The organism is Colwellia sp. BRX9-1, from assembly GCF_014077195.1.
Classification (GTDB): Bacteria; Pseudomonadota; Gammaproteobacteria; order Enterobacterales; family Alteromonadaceae; genus Colwellia_A.
Genome location: NZ_JACGVM010000011.1, coordinates 69,761 through 87,385 on the forward strand (window position 1 = coordinate 69,761; position 17,625 = coordinate 87,385).

Consider the following 17,625-nt stretch of genomic DNA (forward strand, 5'->3'; position numbering starts at 1 on the left):
ACCTTAGGCTTTTCAGAATATTACATCAACTAAGTCTAAATAATAAACGGTTACTAAACACACAACACCAGCTTTTAAATGTGCTTCTACGCTAAAACCTTCTGTTCCCTTTACGCTATTTACACCTACTATCAATTATCTCAGATAACTTAGCGTATTATCGACTTTCAATCATAAATAAAGAACGATGCTCTGCCCTTTTACTCTCGACAAGTAAAAGGGCAGCTACGGTTAAATTTACTTTCATATGCTCAATCATAAGGAATGATTTGCGGCGAAGAAATTGGCTGATGAGTCATGGGTCTATCAATTTGATGGGCAATCAAAGACTGAGGTAAGCGCGGCTGTAACAAATGTTCAAATTGATTAAGTTCATCACATTGTGGATCTAACCACTTGTCTATGAGTGATAAATTTTGCGGGAGTATCAGTGGCATGGCTTTGCTGTGGATATGTTTTAATTTTTCATGTGCGGGCAGTGTTATCACCGAGCAACTGAGTTTTATTTCACCCGTTTTATTGTGCTGCCATGTTCTATACAAGCCCCCCAATATTAAACCGCCAGACTCTGCTTGCATATCAAAGTAATGAACCGGCTTTTTATCGACAAATTCAGTTTCACCAAAGCCTTTAACGGCAATAATACACCTAGCGCTCCGATACGCCTGATAACCTGCACTTTGGGGAGTATTAAGCTTATCAAATCGGGTATTAAATGAAGTAAACCGAGAGGGTTTAAAGTCATTTTCAGTTTGATCTAGCAATAACCACCACATAGCATTTTCTACTCGGCGTTGTTCACCCACATTCCTCACAATGGAAACAGTGTCTGCAGCTTTAACAAAGCGACGATCAATCGGCCTATCGATAACCTTATTTATTTTTAAGCGGGTATAAAGCTTTTTTACACCGCTATCAAACATCGTATTCAACCGACCACACATAATACTATCCTTATTTATATCGGCCAGTGTAGCAACGAATATTAGCTGTGTCTTGCCAACGAATGTAACAAGTTGGTGTTAAAGAGAAAATGACTTAGTGACGACTGATGATTAAAAAGAAGATGTTTTTAATGATAAAAGTGAGCTTATTCAGCTCACTTTCATATGACTAACAAGGGTAGTTACCCAATTAGTTAAGTTAAGTTAAAAACGATAGGTAGCGTAAACACCAGCCACACGATCAAAATTATTATCATATTGATAACCATTTTCTTGCGCATCAAAGTTTGAATAACCAACAAACATCCCAAGGTCGGTCTGTTTGCTGTAATTATAATTAACACCAAGACTAACTTCATGAGCGGATTTTTGCTGAAAGTCTTTTAAATCTCGATAAGTATAGTTAATGTTAGCCGTCCAATCTTTCGCTAAGTGAGTTTGCACACCAACAGAGTAACGGTATTCATCTTTATTTTGTAGCTTCTCTTCATCCCACTTTACATAACCTAAAGAAAAAATCATCGCTAAGTTTTTATCAAAGACATACTTACCCTTTAAGTCAGTACCATAAGCAACAGAATCTCCATTAATGGTTGACTCTTGAAAGCCCCTTAAACCTAATCCAACCGCTAACTCAAGGCCGGCTTCATTGTCAGGGCGAGCTAAAAGTCGGTAACTAATACCATTTAAACCAATCGTTAAATTGTCAGTCAAACCGTAGCCCAGATTTAAATTTAGCGCTGCGTGTCTTTCATCCTTCTCTTCTCCCCACGCTAAGGCACCACTGACGGCAATGGTGCCATCAGTTAATGTTAAAGGTCTTAATATTGGATTGGTAGGATATTCAGTTTCTGCAAAAACAGTCGATGAAGCTAAAAGTAATACCGTGCTAATAAGTGATTTTTTCATAATAATTGTTCCCTAAAGTTTATGTTTGGTAATTTATGGGGGTATTATAAAAACTTATTGCGTTCGGTTCCTGAGGCTTTTTGTCTATCAAATGTCAGCGTTGTGTGAAAAATTGTAAGAAAGAGCAATCTGATGGATGTCATTACTCATAAAGACAACCGTTATGAACAGGCTTGGTCACCTGTTTGTGTACTTGTGTTAACACTTCATCGTAAGCATGAGGTCCCGTAACACCTAAAACATTAGGATGTAATTCGATGATTTCGTCTTTTTTAACGCCTAAACAGCCAGTCACCAATACTTTACCGTTGGCAGCAAGTGCTTCACCAATTGTATCAAGTGACTCTTGAACGGCTGAATCAATAAAACCACAGGTATTTACAATCACTAATTCTGCATCATCGTAGCTATTGGTTACATCGTAACCTTCAGTGCGAAGCTGAGTAAGGATAAGCTCGCTATCAACAAGATTTTTTGGGCAGCCGAGCATACTTACACCAATCCCACAGGAGAGCTTTATGTTTAAAGGCTTTGATAATATTCTTGGCTGCTTTCAGCTAAGTTAAGCCAGTTAATTAATAAAACTGGCTTTCTTGTACAACGCGGCCAACGCTAAGTATATTTAAAAATACTTACTTTCTAAATAATCTTAAACCCGCAATTAGCAAGATAAGATAACCAAAAGAGCCACCACTGCTTTTCTTCTCTTCAGGTGTTGGAAGAAAGACGAGAGCTTCGATGTTTGTAACAGTTACAGTGCGTGTTTCGCTACTCACTTCATCAAAACCATCTGAAACAAAAACTTGAACAGTTAAAGCAGTATCACTTGTAACATCAGGAGCAGTAAATGAAACAGTCTCAGTCGTATCACCCGTTAATATTACTGTTGCGTCATTTACAACCCAACGGTAAGTTAGCGCATCATTGTCGGCATCAGTAGCGATAACAGTTAATGTGACCGTTGTTCGTTCATCAACAGTTTGGTCTGCTGTAACATTAGTTATTATTGGTGTGTTGTTTGGAACTACAATAATAGTAACAGTGTTGGTTATAACGTTAGCACCATCTGAAACTACTAATTGCAGGTTAATAGTTTCTTGGGCATCAACGCTAGGGGCAACAAAATTAACATTTAAGTTATCTGCGTTTTCCAGTGTTAATTCTATACCATCAAGTTGAGTCCATGTATAACTATGAATATCATTATCTGGTTGTGTAACTGTAACCGCAATATTCGCTTGTAACCCTTCTCTCACTGTAATTGTTTCAGGCATAGTAACTACAGGCGCTTTATTAATGACAATGGTTTCATCTGCAAATTGAATAAATTCAAAATCAACCAAACTATCTTTATCTTCAGTAACCACCACCGATGTTACCTCTACCGTATAAGCGTTTATGATTTCAATAGTATAATCAGCTTTATTGCCAGCAAACTTAGCGATATCAATACCGCCACCACCATCAAGCATATTAGCTACAGAGTTAGCAACTAAAACATCATCCCCTTTACCACCAATGGCGTTCTCGATTACCACATCATAAGAAATTGCTAAATTATTGTTACTACGGTTTAAATGTTCTCCTCCAATATTTTTATCATAAAAACCAGTAGGATTTGGCGCTATTGAACTAAAGGCGCCTGCGCGTAAATCTATAATATTATTTCGGGCAGTATCAGCAACACTAAGGGTGTCAACTCCATCAACATCATAAATGATCTGATGAAAATCATATGAATCATCATAGGTATACAAGGTATCACCCGTATTGGTATTTTCAGCTTTGCCGTATAGGTGTTGTAATACCGCTACATCATATTTTTTTAAATCAGTAGGATAAAATACTTCAGATGAAGAATTTCCAATATTTGAAGACATTAAAGTATAAAACTTATTATCATATTCACTGGTTAGCTTTACATTTACCCCTGCATGATCTGAAGGGTAAACACCTAGCGACTGCAATATATGGTAAAGCAATTCAGACTTGGCTTTTGATAAATCGTGCTTATAGTCTACTACCCAATTGGCCTCATCGAATTCGCGTTGTGGATTAAGATAGTCAAGTAGTCCATTAACACTGAGATCTATAAGTCTTGCACCTATTTCACAGTCAGTTCCTCCGTTATCACAATCATCACTATTTATTGGTGAACTATGGCCACTTGGTAGCCCTGAGAAAGATATATCACCCGCAATATTTTCGAATAACAGGTCATACCGTTCAGTCCTATCTATAGGATCATCTTCAACAAAGCTGATCCCTGAAACTCGGCTAATACTAGTTAAAGCACCTATAATTAATTCTTTTTCACGCGGATAGAAATCACGGACATCACGTCCCCCTATCGTTTTTCCTGAAAAAGCAAACTTGATAGTTATAGGTGTACCCAATGGAGATTTTTCATTCCAGCGAATATCAGTCCAATAATCATAAGGGGCGTGACGTAAGCCTTCAACAGCTCGTTGTAAGTCAAAATTATCAGTTGGAAAAACGTGTGTTGTATTAAAGTCAACGAGGTCTGAGGCACTTGCAAATGTTGCCATTGCTAATGTTGCCGTGAAAAATGAAATTGAAAGTGCTGAACGCACAAATTTTGTGAGCATTTTTAAATCCTTTAAGTGGTAACTCCCTGTCATTATTAGAGAGTTTCCAGTCCAATATAGACAGCAATGATAAACGGAAAACAAATAACAATCATCTTTAATTTCAGATGATTATCATACGAAACTAAACAGAATGAATTTAAAAATACTGCTCGCCAACAACTTTTAAATCACCATCAACCTCTTTGACTTCATAACTATTATGTTTTTTGAAATTAACGATATAACTACCATCATCTAATACTTCCGTACTTTTCAAATCACAGTTAAGCATTTTTAATATGTTTTTCATTAACGGATCCGCATTTTCATGCCTTGCCTTGTTCATTTCAAACATCTCATCGTTCATCAAGTCACTTAAGGTGTCTATATCGCTATTTTTATCGGCAATACACGCTTGCTGTGCAATTTCATTGGCTTCATCTTTTGGGTCGCCGCAAGCACTTAATACTAAGACTGCTAGAACTGAGAGTATTATTGTTTTTTTCATAATGTGTTTATCCTTCTACTGCTATTTGATACTGACCATCTACTTTAAATACTTTAATAGCATCGAATTTTTCAAAAGTAATACGAGTTAAATCTATCTTTTTATAAGTTATGGATTCTGTATTTTTAATTTCACAATTTGCATTTTCTACATACGCAGCAAACTTCTCTGGATACTTACTTGTCTTACTAATAAACTTTTTGTACGCTTTTTCAGGAAATAAAAACTGAAGCTGCTCTAATTCAATATTTTTATATGCATTACACGCCAGCACAGCGACTTCTGTTGGTGACATTTGTGTAATTTCTGCTTGGCTTTTTATTCCACCACATGCTGTTAGAGATAGTGTTATAGCAACCAAACCAAGTGATTTTATACATTTCATAAATCTGTCCTTTATTATATTTTTTATTCGTTATAGATGATTAAAAATCAAAAAATGATGAGATAAATTAGAACAACTATGACCCCAAGCAATACCATTTTTACTTGTTCACGTTTTAAGTTGGGTTGTTGTTTGCAAATAATATCTGCACCTTTATCTAGCAGTGCATTAACTAAGGGTTTAACGATTTGATAAGCATATTTGATGAGCGCTATAGCTTTAGTAATAACTAAGCTCAAAGTACTTTTTAGGTTAGTTACAAGTGAGGAGGCTTTAGCAGAATTAACCTCTGTGCTATCTCCTGTTGATGTTGATTCATTTACTTCAACTGGCTGACCTAAAATTGCCGCTTTAAATTGCTTGTTTTCTTTATAACGAGGAGAAAAGATACAGCCCACTAAGCCAATAAAAGAAGCCATTAATAAAATACTAGCCACCGAAAAAAGGTCGTCTGCGCTGTTAATTGGCAAGCCTTGAGCCATACCTTTTATTGAACGCGCAAAGTGTTTGAACTCAAAGTCACGCCCTCTTATTTCTCTCGCTACTTTTGCCATATCATAAATGTCGTAAAGCTGAGTTAAAAACCAGCCAACAACAAGAGCCACAAACACTAAAGATAACAATCTTGAAGCTGTGCGGCTAAGGCCAGTTAAGGTAACAAGCACACCTAAGGTTGCGATAACCAACAACACCATTGGGTTTGCAATATTGTATAAACTAAATGTTTCATCAGACCAGACACCTAAATCAGCCAAGGGTAAGAAAGCTCCTACGATGAAAAGTATGAAAAAAGTGGTTCCTAGTTTGTTCATCACTTGAAGATGGCTTAACGCATTAGTTTTGTTGTAACTCACGATTTGTTGATTTTCCATATTTACAAATTACCTTCTAAAAAATTATGCTGTCACCTTAGACTCTTATTTTTAAAACGAAAAGACACGTTGCAATGAACTAAAAACGAAAAAAAATATAATGTTTATTTTTTGTTGAATAAACGGCCATTAAACTAGAAGCATTAAATGTCACGTGTTAGCATATTTATAACAACTCAAATAAAAACAGATATATGGATATAAAATTTTTATCAGACGTGCCGGTAACTGAGCTACTCACTCAATGGAAAAATGGCGATGAAACTGCCTACGATGAATTGTTTATTCAATGCTACCAACAGTTTCGACATCAAATACGCAAGACAAAAATTCAAAACCTTAATAACCAACAAACTGATGTCAATCAAGTGTCGGTTTGTATTGATTCAACCACTGATATTATCAATCACCTTTATCCTCGGTTAGGCAAAGTGACAAGTGCAAAACTTGATAACAGAGCCGATTTTTATCGACTTATTGGCAAGGTTGTTTATTCAATAATGAAGGACCAATATCGCAGTAAAAATGCGCAGAAAAACACCCTACCACAGGAAGAAAAACAACCTGAATACGACTGTAATATTGCGGAAATAATGTGTGACTTGGAACGGGCTTATGATGCACTGGTACAGGAAAAACCCCGAGCAGCAGAAATTTTTCAACTCAGTATATTTGCTGGATTAAATACAAAAAAAATTGCTGATATATACGATATATCTCTGCGTACAGTACAAAACGAGCTCAAATTTGCGCTTGCTTGGTATCAAAGCCACTTTAAAGGTATTTAACATATGTCTTTGCTTTATCAATTATTTACACAATATTCGAGTCTGCCAAAAAAATTATTAGCGCAAAAAATGATACAACTGCATCAAAAAAACCCAATAATAGCTACTAAGTTATCCAGTATATTAAAGAACAGTGATACCTCAGTTAATGGGATGCTCGAATACTTACATTTAGGGATCATTAATAACGAAGATACAAGTATTCGTATCGGACGCTTAATAAACAACAAATATCAAATTCAATCGCTAATTGGCCAAGGTGGTATGAGTGATGTTTACCTAGCCAAGCGAATAGACGGCTTAATAGAACATACCGTTGCTATTAAATATTTCGCCTTAGCCGACTCAAATAAAACAGCCCTTAATATGATTAAAAAAGAGGCGCAGTTATTGGCAAACCTTGATCATCAATTCATCGCCAGCTTTATTGATATTGGTCATGATGATCATCAAGAGCCGAACATTGTGATGGAATATATTGAAGGTATTACTCTATATGAATTTTTAAATACCTCACCAAATGAAGAGGCAAAAAATAAAGTTGAAGAAACACTTCAAACAGCTATAGAACATGCAAAGATCAAAGGTATTACTCACGGGGATTTAAGTAAAAACAATGTACTAGTCGATATTAATGGTAACGCCAATATCGTCGATTTTGATATCGCTAATTTTATCGATTCAACAACGAATTACACTAAACCTTTATGCGTATAATTAATGAAGATTTAACGCCAAATAACGCTATAAATTTACTGGTACGTTTCTATCACAGTAACAAGGGTTTTATTTGGTTTTTATTAGCGTTATTTTTTATTCGAAGTACGTTTATTAATTGGAATTACATTCCGTCTGCATCAATGAACCCCAACCTAATTGAAGGTGATTATGTCTTAGTAAACAAACTCGCTTTTGATATTAAAATTCCTTATTGGGGTAAAAATATATTCCCGATAAATAATCCACAACGTGGTGATATTGTCGCTTTTGACAATGATGGGAATTTATTTGTTAAACGAGTAATGGCGATACCTGGCGACACAGTACAAGTTATTAACAATAATTTTCACATAAATGGCAGCAGACTCCCTTTGAAAGCCACAACAATGGACATTATCAAAAACAAAGAACTGCCCTATTCAAGTAAGTATTCATTTAGTGCATCCCAAGAAACTAACAATACACCAGCTGTAAAAACTAAAAGTTATAATGTTATTTTTGCTAGTGACTTACCTGATTATATTAAAAGTAGCTTAGTCACAAATAGCCCTCAATTCACTGTTCCAACGGGTAAGTACTTCATGATTGGAGACACCCGTAACATGAGCCACGACTCACGTTATTTTGGCACTATAGAAAGAGAAAAAATTGTTGGTAGTATTGACCGTGTTTTATTTAACTACCAGCAACTGTGGAATAAAGTAACCCAACAAAAAACAATTGATAAGCTGAGGCTTTGGCAACAAATTAACCCGTAGCTTATACGCATTAATATTACAAAATTAACGACATAGGGAAGAAGTATGCGAGTAGAGTTTATAGAAGCATTTTATATGGGAATACCTTTGGCAATAATCATTAAGTATATTCATGGTTGGTTAGACAACGCTATTTCCCCTAAGACCCCCTATCCAACAGGCCAATTGATTTGGGTTATGGCAACTTTAGCAATAATATTAAGTATTATCTTGGCGATTGTTTATATCTGGCTTAAGTACTCTCACATTAGCTTAGGCCTTATACTTGCGCACACTTTTCCTTTTTTCACTTATCTATTCCCAGGGTTGTGCCTTTTTGGGATTATTTTTCATGTCTATGACAATAATGAGTATTACTCAAAGTAGAAAATATTTTTAAATCTTGTAGATAAACTAAAAATAGTAAGCCATGTAGTTACCATACAATTTAATACAATTAAAAAATATAGGGACATAAAATGCCATTGGAAAATACATACTGCAATAAACTACCTTTTATCATAGGGATAACTGGACACCGTGATCTGATAAGCCTAAAAAGCAAAACACACACACATATAGATATAGTAGCAATTAAAGAGCAAATAAAACTAGATATAGTAGCAATTAAAGAGCAAATAAAACGGGCGTTAATACATTGGCGTAATCAATTTGGAAAGGGTACAAAAACAGAACCTAATAACACGCCAATTTGGATTTTATCCGGCATGGCAGACGGTGCCGATTTATTAGTAATTCAAGCCGCAGAAGAACTATGGGCTGAACAAGCAGCGAAAGAATTATTAACTAAGGAAAGTTGGCCTAAAGCATCCCTAAAAGTAATTCCTTGCTTGCCTATGGATGAGTCAGCATTTGAAAAAGATTTTTCCGATTCAGGGTTATTCACTGCCTGTGATTTCAGTGAAACGTTAGATAAATATAGAAATAATCTAATTCAACTTAGGCATGGTTTGACGCAAGAACAATATCAATTTGCACAAAACGATTTAAATTATGGTGAACTGCGCAACTCACTTTATCTTAATTTAGGTGTTTTTATCGCTAAGTATAGTAATGTCCTCATTGCCTTATGGGATGAAGATAAAGCAGATAGTATGGGTGGCACAGGTGATGTAGTGCGATTAAAGTGCGGTTTAAGTGCTCAATGGCCCTTAAATACTGAAAATAAAGCGTTAACTCAGATTAGTGATTTTGACGGCCAATTAGGTGGCGTGGTTCATCACATTCCTGTTAATAGGAAAAAGAAACACAGAAAATCAGACGATAATATAATATTAACTCGCGTCGATAAAACTCAAGGGAAAACTGTTTTCCCGACAGAACACCTAGACTGTAAGCTATATATATCACATAAAATCAATCAAAGTACTTCTATTTCAGCGGGCGGTAACGATGATATTCAAAGTTTCTTAACTGAAGAATTTATCACACTTATTCAGCAACTCAATGAATACAACAATCAAAATTTTTCTGAGTTTGATATTTCGCAGGTAGAACCACAATACGAAGAAGAATTAGCGGTTCAGCAGTTAAGTTTAAGGGACTCTTTTCAAACGTTTAAATGTGCCGATGAAACTGCTATGACGAACCAAAAATTATACAGAAAAAAGGTCTTATGGTTTGTTTCAATCGCAATATTGGGCTTTACAAGTTATGAATTAGTGTCGGGGTTTTTAGATAATATATTGGGGATTATGCTTAACAGCCTAATTCTGATTGCTATAATTCTCTGCATCGTAATAAAAACATATGTTAAAAAGAGTAAATCAAAATGGTTGTACCAATTAACAAGGGGTGTTGCAGAAAGTATGCGACTTCGAAGCTTTCTCAATCTCGCTGATATCTCTCCCACAAAATCACCATTAGTACCTCGTCGATATAGGAAGCGTCTCCCCTTACTGGCCCATGCAATAGAGGTGACTGAGTTGAATTGGTGGAAATACCCTATAAAAGCACAGTTGGAAAGCGTTAATAAACATTGGTTAAAAGGACAGATTTCGTTTATTGAATCAAGACTAAAGATATCAAGTGAACTCAATAACACCAAACTACCATTGCTATCAAAAATAATAAATGCGGTGAAGCCCAGAAACATAAATATAAAATTGGAAATCTTTCTTTATAAGCGTCCTGCAAAAACTGAGCAAACGTTATCTAGTTTGACAACAATATTATTTAGACTTACATGTATCTCTGTTTTCGGTTTGTTTTTTGCACAAATAGTATTTTTCAATGGAGGACTACTCCCATTTATTGACCTAACTAAATCCACATTATTAATGTATCCAATCCAGTTTACCTTATTATTGACAGCCATCGCAGCTCTTTGGAATGAGTTTGCTAATTATGGTCCAACCGCAAATGGTTACTTTAATTTACTTGAGTTATATAAAAGAGCGGAGAACTCTTTATCTAAAAATAAAATTAACGATGACAGCCAGTCGGCATCAGTTATTCATCACGTTTATCAAGAGCTAAAGGCATTAAATAAAAAACTTGAAACCGATGAATTAAACAATTGCCCAGAGTTACATTTAACATACAAAAGTGCATTACAAAAAATACAAACCGGATTCGAACAATCATCAATAGATGTAAATAAAGAAGCAATCGACAATTTATTAGTCGAATTAGCAAAAGAAGCCATGCAAGAACATGCCGAATGGAATCATTTTGAGTCATTAAGTGATTTAAAGAATAAGAAATAGACGGTAGTAAATTACATAACAGGGTATTACCGCAAAGTAGGACTTCATCAAAAGAATGGCGGTTTAGCGCCTAATGAATCAGAACGACGATACTGGAATACTTACAAAACTGTGACCAATATTAATTAACTACTTCAAAGTAACCATGATTCTTATCAACTCCAAATATCATATTTATTAATAACGAAAAGACAACATTATTTTTATTAAGGAAGACAACATGCACGACGACAACCGTGAGTTTCGCATTTTTATTTCATCCACCTTCCGAGACATGCACGATGAACGAGACATGCTCAACCAGAAGGTATTTCCTGAAATACGTAAGATCTGCTGGGAGCGTGGTGTCAACTTTTCTCCGGTAGATCTTCGTTGGGGGATAAATAGCGAAGAGACTGAACGCGGCGAAATATTACGGATCTGCCTCGACGAAGTGGAAAACAGCCAACCTTTCTTTATAGGTATATTAGGCCAACGATACGGCTGGATTCCTGATCAGGGACAGAGTGGTCTCAACATCGATGAACAGAGTAACCTCTATTATGGAATTGTCTCGGAGGCATTATTAGAGGAGCGCAGCGTTACTGAGATGGAGATACGCTACGGTATGTTGAAGGTAAAAAATAGAAAGGCAATAGATGCTTTTTTCTATTTCAAGGAAGAAGATCTATCGCCGATAGACGAGCCCGTAGCTTCACAGGCTAAATTGGCTCAGCTCAAAGACCACATCCGCAGTTGGGCAATAACAACTGATAACGTCACACACTTACTTGATGGTTATTGCTCCCTAGAGTTATTGGGCAGACGAGTCCGAGCCGATCTGTTAAAAATCATCGAAAATCGCTGGCCAGAAAACCAAACCCCTTCCGCCATCGAGCGCGAGCGTTCTAAACATCTAGGTTTTGCCCAATCCAGGCGTCAGGACTATATCGCAGATGAGTCGTCAATAGCTTGGATTGATAGTCATCTTGATCATTTAGCTTATCACAGCGACCGTTCACTGGTTATTTGGGGTCCTTCCGGCATAGGAAAATCTGCGTTGTTGGCAGAGTGGGTTGATAGAACAAGAAAAAGGCGAACAGATGTATTGATATTCGAGCATTACCTCCAAGCAAATAGTCACATATCTACCCCAGAGTTACTCGGTCGTTTACTGGATTCAATGAATGTCTCGAAAAATGAAGCTGAAAGTGCTCAACAATTAGGTAATCTGGAGAACTACATGCGGGAGCGGTTGCAGGCATATAACAAGCCTGTGGTTTTAGTCCTTGATTTCAATGGTAACAACAGTTATGGCTGCTTTACCAATTTACCTGAAAATGTTCTAGTAATAACTACAAAAACTTATGTTACTGATGGCGTTACACTAGAGGTCCCGCTGTTAGATGACAACAGACGTAAACAGCTGATCGATAAATTTTCCAAACGTTATCGTAAACAGTTAGATGCACAGCAAATTGCTCTTATTAACGCAGCTCCGCAGACAAGAAATCCTCTCTTTCTAAAAACATTGCTTGATGAAATACGTTTGTTTGGTCGCCTCGAAGCTCGCACCCCTCAAGGTGTGTCAAACGAGATAACAGCCCTCTTGGAAAACTACTTGAACAGTGATAGCCTAGTTGACTTATTTGAAAGGGTCATTGCCTACCGTGAAAACTCTCTAGGCCTCGGATTAGTAGAACAGGTATTGTCGCTAATCCGTGTCTCTCTCATGGGGTTGACTGAAGACGAACTGTATGGATTACTTATCCAACAGGGATTAGGTTGCACTCCGAGAGATATCATTGAAGTACTTCGCCTTTTTGACCCCCAGCTTTCGTACTCGGGCGTCGATGGCGGAGCCTATCATTTCATACATGATGCTATGGATGCTGCTGTTTGGAATCGTTACAAGTTGGCTGCGGTTACAGGGAGAAGACTTGAGTTACATGCCCTACTTGCTGATTATTTCTACAACGTTCCTGATAAGCTTTTATCTGCAAGGTTAAGAGAATCGGTTCCCTACTACCTTGTGGAGAGTAAACAGTGGCAAAATCTTGATGATTACAGTGCCGTTCACCATGCTGCTTATCCACCAACTTGCTATACAGATGGGGATTACCTCATCGGGAATTTACGCCGTATCACTAACATTTCCCATTCAAAGTTCCTTTCATCCGTTCGTGATAGTATCACCGTCATTATGGCTGAGTGGGATCAAGAGAATAATATTAAAACCCTCTTCGAGTTAAACAAGCAACTCTACTTTACCAATAAACTCAAACCTATCGATGGCAGAGATGAATTATTTGAATCTCTAGCGGTTATTATTAAGGAAAAGGGACTTGACAGTTATGCTAGGTATATTCAAGGTGTACTACCAGAAACCAGCACGGTATTCTATTTCGTCACAACGATCGAACGTTTATTGAGCTGCGCGCCTGAAGAATGCCATAACAGGCCCCTGAGTATGTAGGTCACAGTTGAAAACGTTGACACAATACCATCCAGATGTGTTATTCATCATGAGTAACCTAGCATTAACATGGCGTGTCATTGGTGATTTAGAAAATGCTCGAGATTTATATCAACAGGTATTGATTTTACCAATGCGAGCGCAGGAACCTCAACATTCAGACATATACACAACACGAGCTGCGCTTGCATTTGTCTTAGAGCTTATGGATGATCACAGCAACGCGCTTCATATTATGTTAGATAACCTCCACGGATTCAGGGCAATCTTTGATAAGTGCCCAACAACGGATGCATTAAAATCCATTGTAAAGACACAGATTGTTATTGCTCGGCTATTTCGAAAAGTAGGTGATCTTTCCCAGGCCCAAGCGACAATCTATTATGTCATTCAGCTATTAGAACCATTCTCTGATAAAAATCCGGAAACATGGGCTAAAAACTGGATTATAAGCCAGGGGCTGAGGGGTAGCATTTTATTCTACAATGGTGACAGTGAACAAGCGACCTATAGGTTAATTGAAGCTTTGTCGCTAGCAAAAAAACATCAAAAAATTGATTTGATAGAATTAATTAATAGAGAGCTTGAAAAAGTCGGAGGTGATTAATCAGAAGGTTTCGCCCATAATTATCAGAAATACAGTCAATATAGATCCTCGATGCTACCTAGTCGTTCTGAAAACGGGATTGAGGATCTGTTCGTAATTATCATAGAGATGGCGTTGTTACAAAAAACTTTTGGAATTCATGGTTTAGTTGTTTATATTTTTACATTTCTTGACGAAGAAAAGATGATCAGGTTATAAATAACTAACAGTCTTTTCTAATTAAACAAGTTATGCATTTACTATGCAAACTCAATACAGATAAATCAATAAGTCCATATATCGAGTAGATGAGGATCCTTTCAACCTGCCGAGTTTGTCAACTTCCTTGGGCAAACTCGGCAGATCCAATATTTACTACAACTTCGATACTTAAATCTTATATATTAAGCCATTAAAACGGTAAGCCTCTATCTTTAGGCACATCATTACTACAAAACACACGAAACCTTTCGCTGTTAACTAAACCCATAGCTTCTTTATGTTTATGTTCCGCATATGATTTTAAGCTATTTATAACAGTATCAGCAGAAAGAAAATCATTTAGGCCACCACCGTTACGAAAACATCTATTATTATAATAAAAGTCGAATATTTTTATTAATGCAGTAACAGAATACCTGCTATCTATACGTGCACAATGAGTCAAAAATTGTAGTAAATATGTATTGAGACTACCTTTTTTCCATGTAGGGGGGCTAATTCTACCTGATGACAATGCAAAGTGACCATCAATTAACATAATTGCCATTAATTTTTCTTGTCTCTCATTTAATTTAGGCAGGTCAATATCGACATTTTGTGCTGACTTTTTTAGTTGCCGATTTTCAAAGGCAATATCTAGGACACGATTGAATATTTTTGTAAGCGCTGGTTTAAACCATGACCATGAATGATGTTCACCTTTTGTTCGTATTATTTCATACATATACCAAAACTCATCGAAAAGTTCAGTGTGGTAAATTGAAAACTGAAGGTTGTCATAGAAAAGTTTAGCTTTGTGCTCTAAAGTTAAGATACAGTTCTCAGAAATTCCATAATAACAAATAGCCTCTTTAAGATAACTATCATTATCATAATCAGCTTTTAATAAGTGATTAAACAGTGCTACTTTTAACCCATGTACTGTTTGAAATTGAAATGTAACATTCCTAGGTAAAAAATTTAAATGGGATTTTTTAAATTCTCCTATCGTTAATTTCTTATATTGAGCAAGACAAGTATATGGTTCGCTCTTATTTAATGTCTCTTCACAAGCCACCATAAATTTAAAGAATGCAATTTTAGACTTAACAGCTTCAATATTAAAACTAAAAAAAGAAGATAAGTGTGGAATCATTTCACAATTTTCTTCCAAAAACATCATAGTAATTGTATTTATTCTAGCTAATAGCTGCTCTGCCCTGCCATAATTAATCTCTGCATAATTTATCAAACTTGAAATGCGAGATATATTGTTACCTTCGTCAACATCAGGCCCTCCGACACATAATGCAGCCATCCATGACATACAATGTATATCTTTAAGTTGTATGCCTAACTCTAATAATATTAATGCTGCTTTACCGTTGTATTGAGCAAATTTACAAGCCAGTTCATAAAAATTAATTTGCGACGTGGCGGTTAAACTGATACTAAAATATTTGTCTATGTCTAAGTTATTTTCTTTTAATACGGCAATAAGGCCTAGTCCTAATAAAGCTCTCGTATCATCTTTTTCATGAAGTAGTTTAAATAAGGTAAATGCTTGAGTTAAGTCATCGTTATTTATTTCGCGCTCGTCAATTAACCAACATGCATATTGATGCATGGCATCTAATTGTCCATTTTTTGCAGCCTTAGCCAAATATTCAATAGCTTCAGCCTTTTCCTCATCTTTTATTAAATGTTGGCTTAACATATTTTGACATTCACGATCACCAAAATCAGCACCATTTATTAACATTAACCGTACTTGATGATCGTCTCGGTAATGACTTAGTGAATCTTCATTAAGCAACGCCCAAGCTAATGAATATGAACTAGAATGATAATTTAGTTCAATATTCTCTTGATGTTTCCTTAAGCCAAAATCAATGTATTGCTCTTTATCTTTGACTTTGTATTCACTTTCAAGATAAAAACTTGCAAGTGAGTCTCTCATAGAGCAACTACCTAATTCTTCACCTCTTTCCAAGTAATCAAGACTTTTATGGTAATCTTGCTCCCATATACAATCATTTTTTTGGAATTCGCATCCTAAAAATTCTAGTGCGGGGATATGGCCATCATTTGCCAACTTATCTAGTATATCTAACGCTTCCGTTGTACTTTTTTTTAATAAAATTAGGCATCTTGCATACCAGTAGCTTCCAATTGCGTCACCTAATGCGTGTAACTCTTGAGCCTCTTTTAAAGCTTTGGATATTAACGCTTCGCTCTGATTTAATTGATAGTTATCATTCAGAAAACTAGCTGGGCTATTCTCTTTATTCGTTGATTTCGTGTCGAGTAGCATTGCAAAACGAATAGTTGCAGGGAGGTAGCCACAATCATGTGCTTTTTCATAGTAATCTATTGCTTTATCATTATTATAACCTAGTATTGTTCCACCAAATTCAAACAGTAACCCTAACTCAAAAAAGGCTTCACGAATTCCTTTTCTGGCTGCTTTCTGTAGAGAGTCATAAGCTGATTCCGGCGATATTTTATTGCCAAATCGACCACACAAGTCAAACTTTGCTATAACAACATTATCTATTGGTTGTTTTAGTGGTTTATTAACAAGTTGATTTTTAAAATCAAGTGCCTCAGTTACTCCCCATGGCATATTAAATTTCAAGTAAGCTTGTTCACTTGTTAATTCAATTTTCGAATAAGTATTAATCAAATGAGTAGGTTGGGGTGAATAACGAGTATCTTCTATGAATTTTCCAATAAATTGCCTAACTAATTCTTGTGTAGTACCTGTAGATTTTGCCTCTAATTCTATAAATTGTGATGCTGATAATTTGTTAACAATAGAGCTACACCGATCAATTATGTCTGATTTTTTGATACCAATACCGATAGGAATCAATTTTTCTTGTTCTATTGCCCAGTTTAATTCCTTAATGATGTAATTCTTATCATCTTGATCACCATATTCAATTCTTTGGATGTAATCTTCAGTAAACAAAGCAATTACGTACTTAGAATTGCTCAATGATTCAAATAACTTAGTCGACCATTTATCACCAACCAAAAGTCCGGTTGTATCACGAAAAACACTAAAGTTATTACCCTTGAGATTAGACTCAAGTTCATCAGCAAACTTATCATTTGCTTCAACTTTATAACTTATAAAACAGTCAAATTTTTTCAAAACAAAACCCTAGGAAATTTATTAAATTAGTATTGATATA

The 17,625-nt window shown here is 36.0% G+C and carries 14 protein-coding genes and 2 pseudogenes; 8 read left to right on the forward strand and 8 right to left on the reverse strand.

Going from position 1 to position 17,625, the window contains the following annotated elements:
- Positions 1-251: 251 nt before the first annotated feature.
- The 7 genes and pseudogenes from H4J76_RS11580 to H4J76_RS11610 all read right to left on the reverse strand — a co-directional run bounded on the left by H4J76_RS11580 (position 252) and on the right by H4J76_RS11610 (position 6,209).
- Complete coding sequence (locus H4J76_RS11580; RefSeq protein WP_182230641.1) at positions 252-944, reverse strand: SOS response-associated peptidase family protein; 693 nt, start codon at positions 942-944, stop codon at positions 252-254.
- Between the two features lie 204 nt (positions 945-1,148).
- Positions 1,149-1,853, reverse strand: coding sequence for an outer membrane beta-barrel protein (locus tag H4J76_RS11585; RefSeq protein WP_182230642.1), 705 nt, complete (start codon positions 1,851-1,853; stop codon positions 1,149-1,151).
- 160 nt (positions 1,854-2,013) lie between these two features.
- Positions 2,014-2,394 (reverse strand): annotated as a pseudogene (gene rimO, locus H4J76_RS11590) (30S ribosomal protein S12 methylthiotransferase RimO); the annotation flags it as partial.
- Positions 2,395-2,485: 91 nt separating this feature from the next.
- Positions 2,486-4,462, reverse strand: coding sequence for a M10 family metallopeptidase C-terminal domain-containing protein (locus H4J76_RS11595; RefSeq protein WP_182230643.1), 1,977 nt, complete (start codon positions 4,460-4,462; stop codon positions 2,486-2,488).
- A gap of 139 nt (positions 4,463-4,601) precedes the next feature.
- On the reverse strand, positions 4,602-4,952 hold the full coding sequence (locus tag H4J76_RS11600) for a hypothetical protein (RefSeq protein ID WP_182230644.1): 351 nt from the start codon (positions 4,950-4,952) through the stop codon (positions 4,602-4,604).
- Positions 4,953-4,959: 7 nt separating this feature from the next.
- A complete protein-coding gene (locus H4J76_RS11605) occupies positions 4,960-5,337 on the reverse strand; it encodes a hypothetical protein (RefSeq protein ID WP_182230645.1) in 378 nt (125 codons plus the stop codon).
- Positions 5,338-5,384: 47 nt separating this feature from the next.
- Positions 5,385-6,209 carry a hypothetical protein gene (locus H4J76_RS11610; RefSeq protein ID WP_182230646.1) on the reverse strand — a complete coding sequence of 275 codons (825 nt, stop codon included), beginning with the start codon at positions 6,207-6,209 and terminating at the stop codon, positions 5,385-5,387.
- A 194-nt stretch (positions 6,210-6,403) separates the two neighbouring features.
- Between H4J76_RS11610 and H4J76_RS11615 the strand changes: the two genes are divergently transcribed.
- The 8 genes and pseudogenes from H4J76_RS11615 (at position 6,404) to H4J76_RS11645 (ending at position 14,245) form a co-directional block, all read left to right on the forward strand.
- Positions 6,404-6,997 (forward strand): sigma-70 family RNA polymerase sigma factor, encoded by a 594-nt coding sequence (locus H4J76_RS11615; RefSeq protein ID WP_182230647.1) that lies wholly within the window; start codon positions 6,404-6,406, stop codon positions 6,995-6,997.
- Positions 6,998-7,000: 3 nt separating this feature from the next.
- Positions 7,001-7,714: a protein kinase domain-containing protein gene (locus tag H4J76_RS11620; protein ID WP_182230648.1), complete on the forward strand. Its 714-nt coding sequence runs from the start codon at positions 7,001-7,003 to the stop codon at positions 7,712-7,714.
- Positions 7,705-8,475: a signal peptidase I gene (gene lepB, locus H4J76_RS11625; RefSeq protein ID WP_182230649.1), complete on the forward strand. Its 771-nt coding sequence runs from the start codon at positions 7,705-7,707 to the stop codon at positions 8,473-8,475. Before H4J76_RS11620 ends, lepB begins: the two co-directional genes overlap by 10 nt.
- 45 nt (positions 8,476-8,520) lie before the next feature.
- Complete coding sequence (locus H4J76_RS11630) at positions 8,521-8,841, forward strand: hypothetical protein (RefSeq protein WP_182230650.1); 321 nt, start codon at positions 8,521-8,523, stop codon at positions 8,839-8,841.
- A 92-nt stretch (positions 8,842-8,933) separates the two neighbouring features.
- The gene (locus tag H4J76_RS11635; protein WP_182230651.1) at positions 8,934-11,183 is read left to right on the forward strand and encodes a hypothetical protein; all 2,250 of its coding nucleotides are present in this window, start codon (positions 8,934-8,936) and stop codon (positions 11,181-11,183) included.
- 3 nt (positions 11,184-11,186) lie between these two features.
- Positions 11,187-11,312 (forward strand): annotated as a pseudogene (locus H4J76_RS19960) (IS3 family transposase); the annotation flags it as partial.
- Positions 11,313-11,403: 91 nt separating this feature from the next.
- The gene (locus H4J76_RS11640) at positions 11,404-13,638 is read left to right on the forward strand and encodes a DUF4062 domain-containing protein (protein WP_182230652.1); all 2,235 of its coding nucleotides are present in this window, start codon (positions 11,404-11,406) and stop codon (positions 13,636-13,638) included.
- Between the two features lie 49 nt (positions 13,639-13,687).
- Positions 13,688-14,245 carry a tetratricopeptide repeat protein gene (locus H4J76_RS11645; RefSeq protein WP_182230653.1) on the forward strand — a complete coding sequence of 186 codons (558 nt, stop codon included), beginning with the start codon at positions 13,688-13,690 and terminating at the stop codon, positions 14,243-14,245.
- Positions 14,246-14,636: 391 nt separating this feature from the next.
- Here the strand turns inward: H4J76_RS11645 and H4J76_RS11650 are convergent, their stop codons facing one another.
- Positions 14,637-17,585, reverse strand: coding sequence for a TIR domain-containing protein (locus tag H4J76_RS11650; RefSeq protein ID WP_182230654.1), 2,949 nt, complete (start codon positions 17,583-17,585; stop codon positions 14,637-14,639).
- Positions 17,586-17,625 lie beyond the last annotated feature (40 nt).

What these genes read in the sequence shown, in the direction of transcription:
- H4J76_RS11580 (WP_182230641.1), bottom strand. Translation starts at nt 944, where the DNA reads ATGTGTGGTCGGTTGAATACGATGTTTGATAGCGGTGTAAAAAAGCTT.
- H4J76_RS11585 (WP_182230642.1), bottom strand. Translation starts at nt 1,853, where the DNA reads ATGAAAAAATCACTTATTAGCACGGTATTACTTTTAGCTTCATCGACT.
- H4J76_RS11595 (WP_182230643.1), bottom strand. Translation starts at nt 4,462, where the DNA reads ATGCTCACAAAATTTGTGCGTTCAGCACTTTCAATTTCATTTTTCACG.
- H4J76_RS11600 (WP_182230644.1), bottom strand. Translation starts at nt 4,952, where the DNA reads ATGAAAAAAACAATAATACTCTCAGTTCTAGCAGTCTTAGTATTAAGT.
- H4J76_RS11605 (WP_182230645.1), bottom strand. Translation starts at nt 5,337, where the DNA reads ATGAAATGTATAAAATCACTTGGTTTGGTTGCTATAACACTATCTCTA.
- H4J76_RS11610 (WP_182230646.1), bottom strand. Translation starts at nt 6,209, where the DNA reads ATGGAAAATCAACAAATCGTGAGTTACAACAAAACTAATGCGTTAAGC.
- H4J76_RS11615 (WP_182230647.1), top strand. Translation starts at nt 6,404, where the DNA reads ATGGATATAAAATTTTTATCAGACGTGCCGGTAACTGAGCTACTCACT.
- H4J76_RS11620 (WP_182230648.1), top strand. Translation starts at nt 7,001, where the DNA reads ATGTCTTTGCTTTATCAATTATTTACACAATATTCGAGTCTGCCAAAA.
- lepB (WP_182230649.1), top strand. Translation starts at nt 7,705, where the DNA reads ATGCGTATAATTAATGAAGATTTAACGCCAAATAACGCTATAAATTTA.
- H4J76_RS11630 (WP_182230650.1), top strand. Translation starts at nt 8,521, where the DNA reads ATGCGAGTAGAGTTTATAGAAGCATTTTATATGGGAATACCTTTGGCA.
- H4J76_RS11635 (WP_182230651.1), top strand. Translation starts at nt 8,934, where the DNA reads ATGCCATTGGAAAATACATACTGCAATAAACTACCTTTTATCATAGGG.
- H4J76_RS11640 (WP_182230652.1), top strand. Translation starts at nt 11,404, where the DNA reads ATGCACGACGACAACCGTGAGTTTCGCATTTTTATTTCATCCACCTTC.
- H4J76_RS11645 (WP_182230653.1), top strand. Translation starts at nt 13,688, where the DNA reads ATGAGTAACCTAGCATTAACATGGCGTGTCATTGGTGATTTAGAAAAT.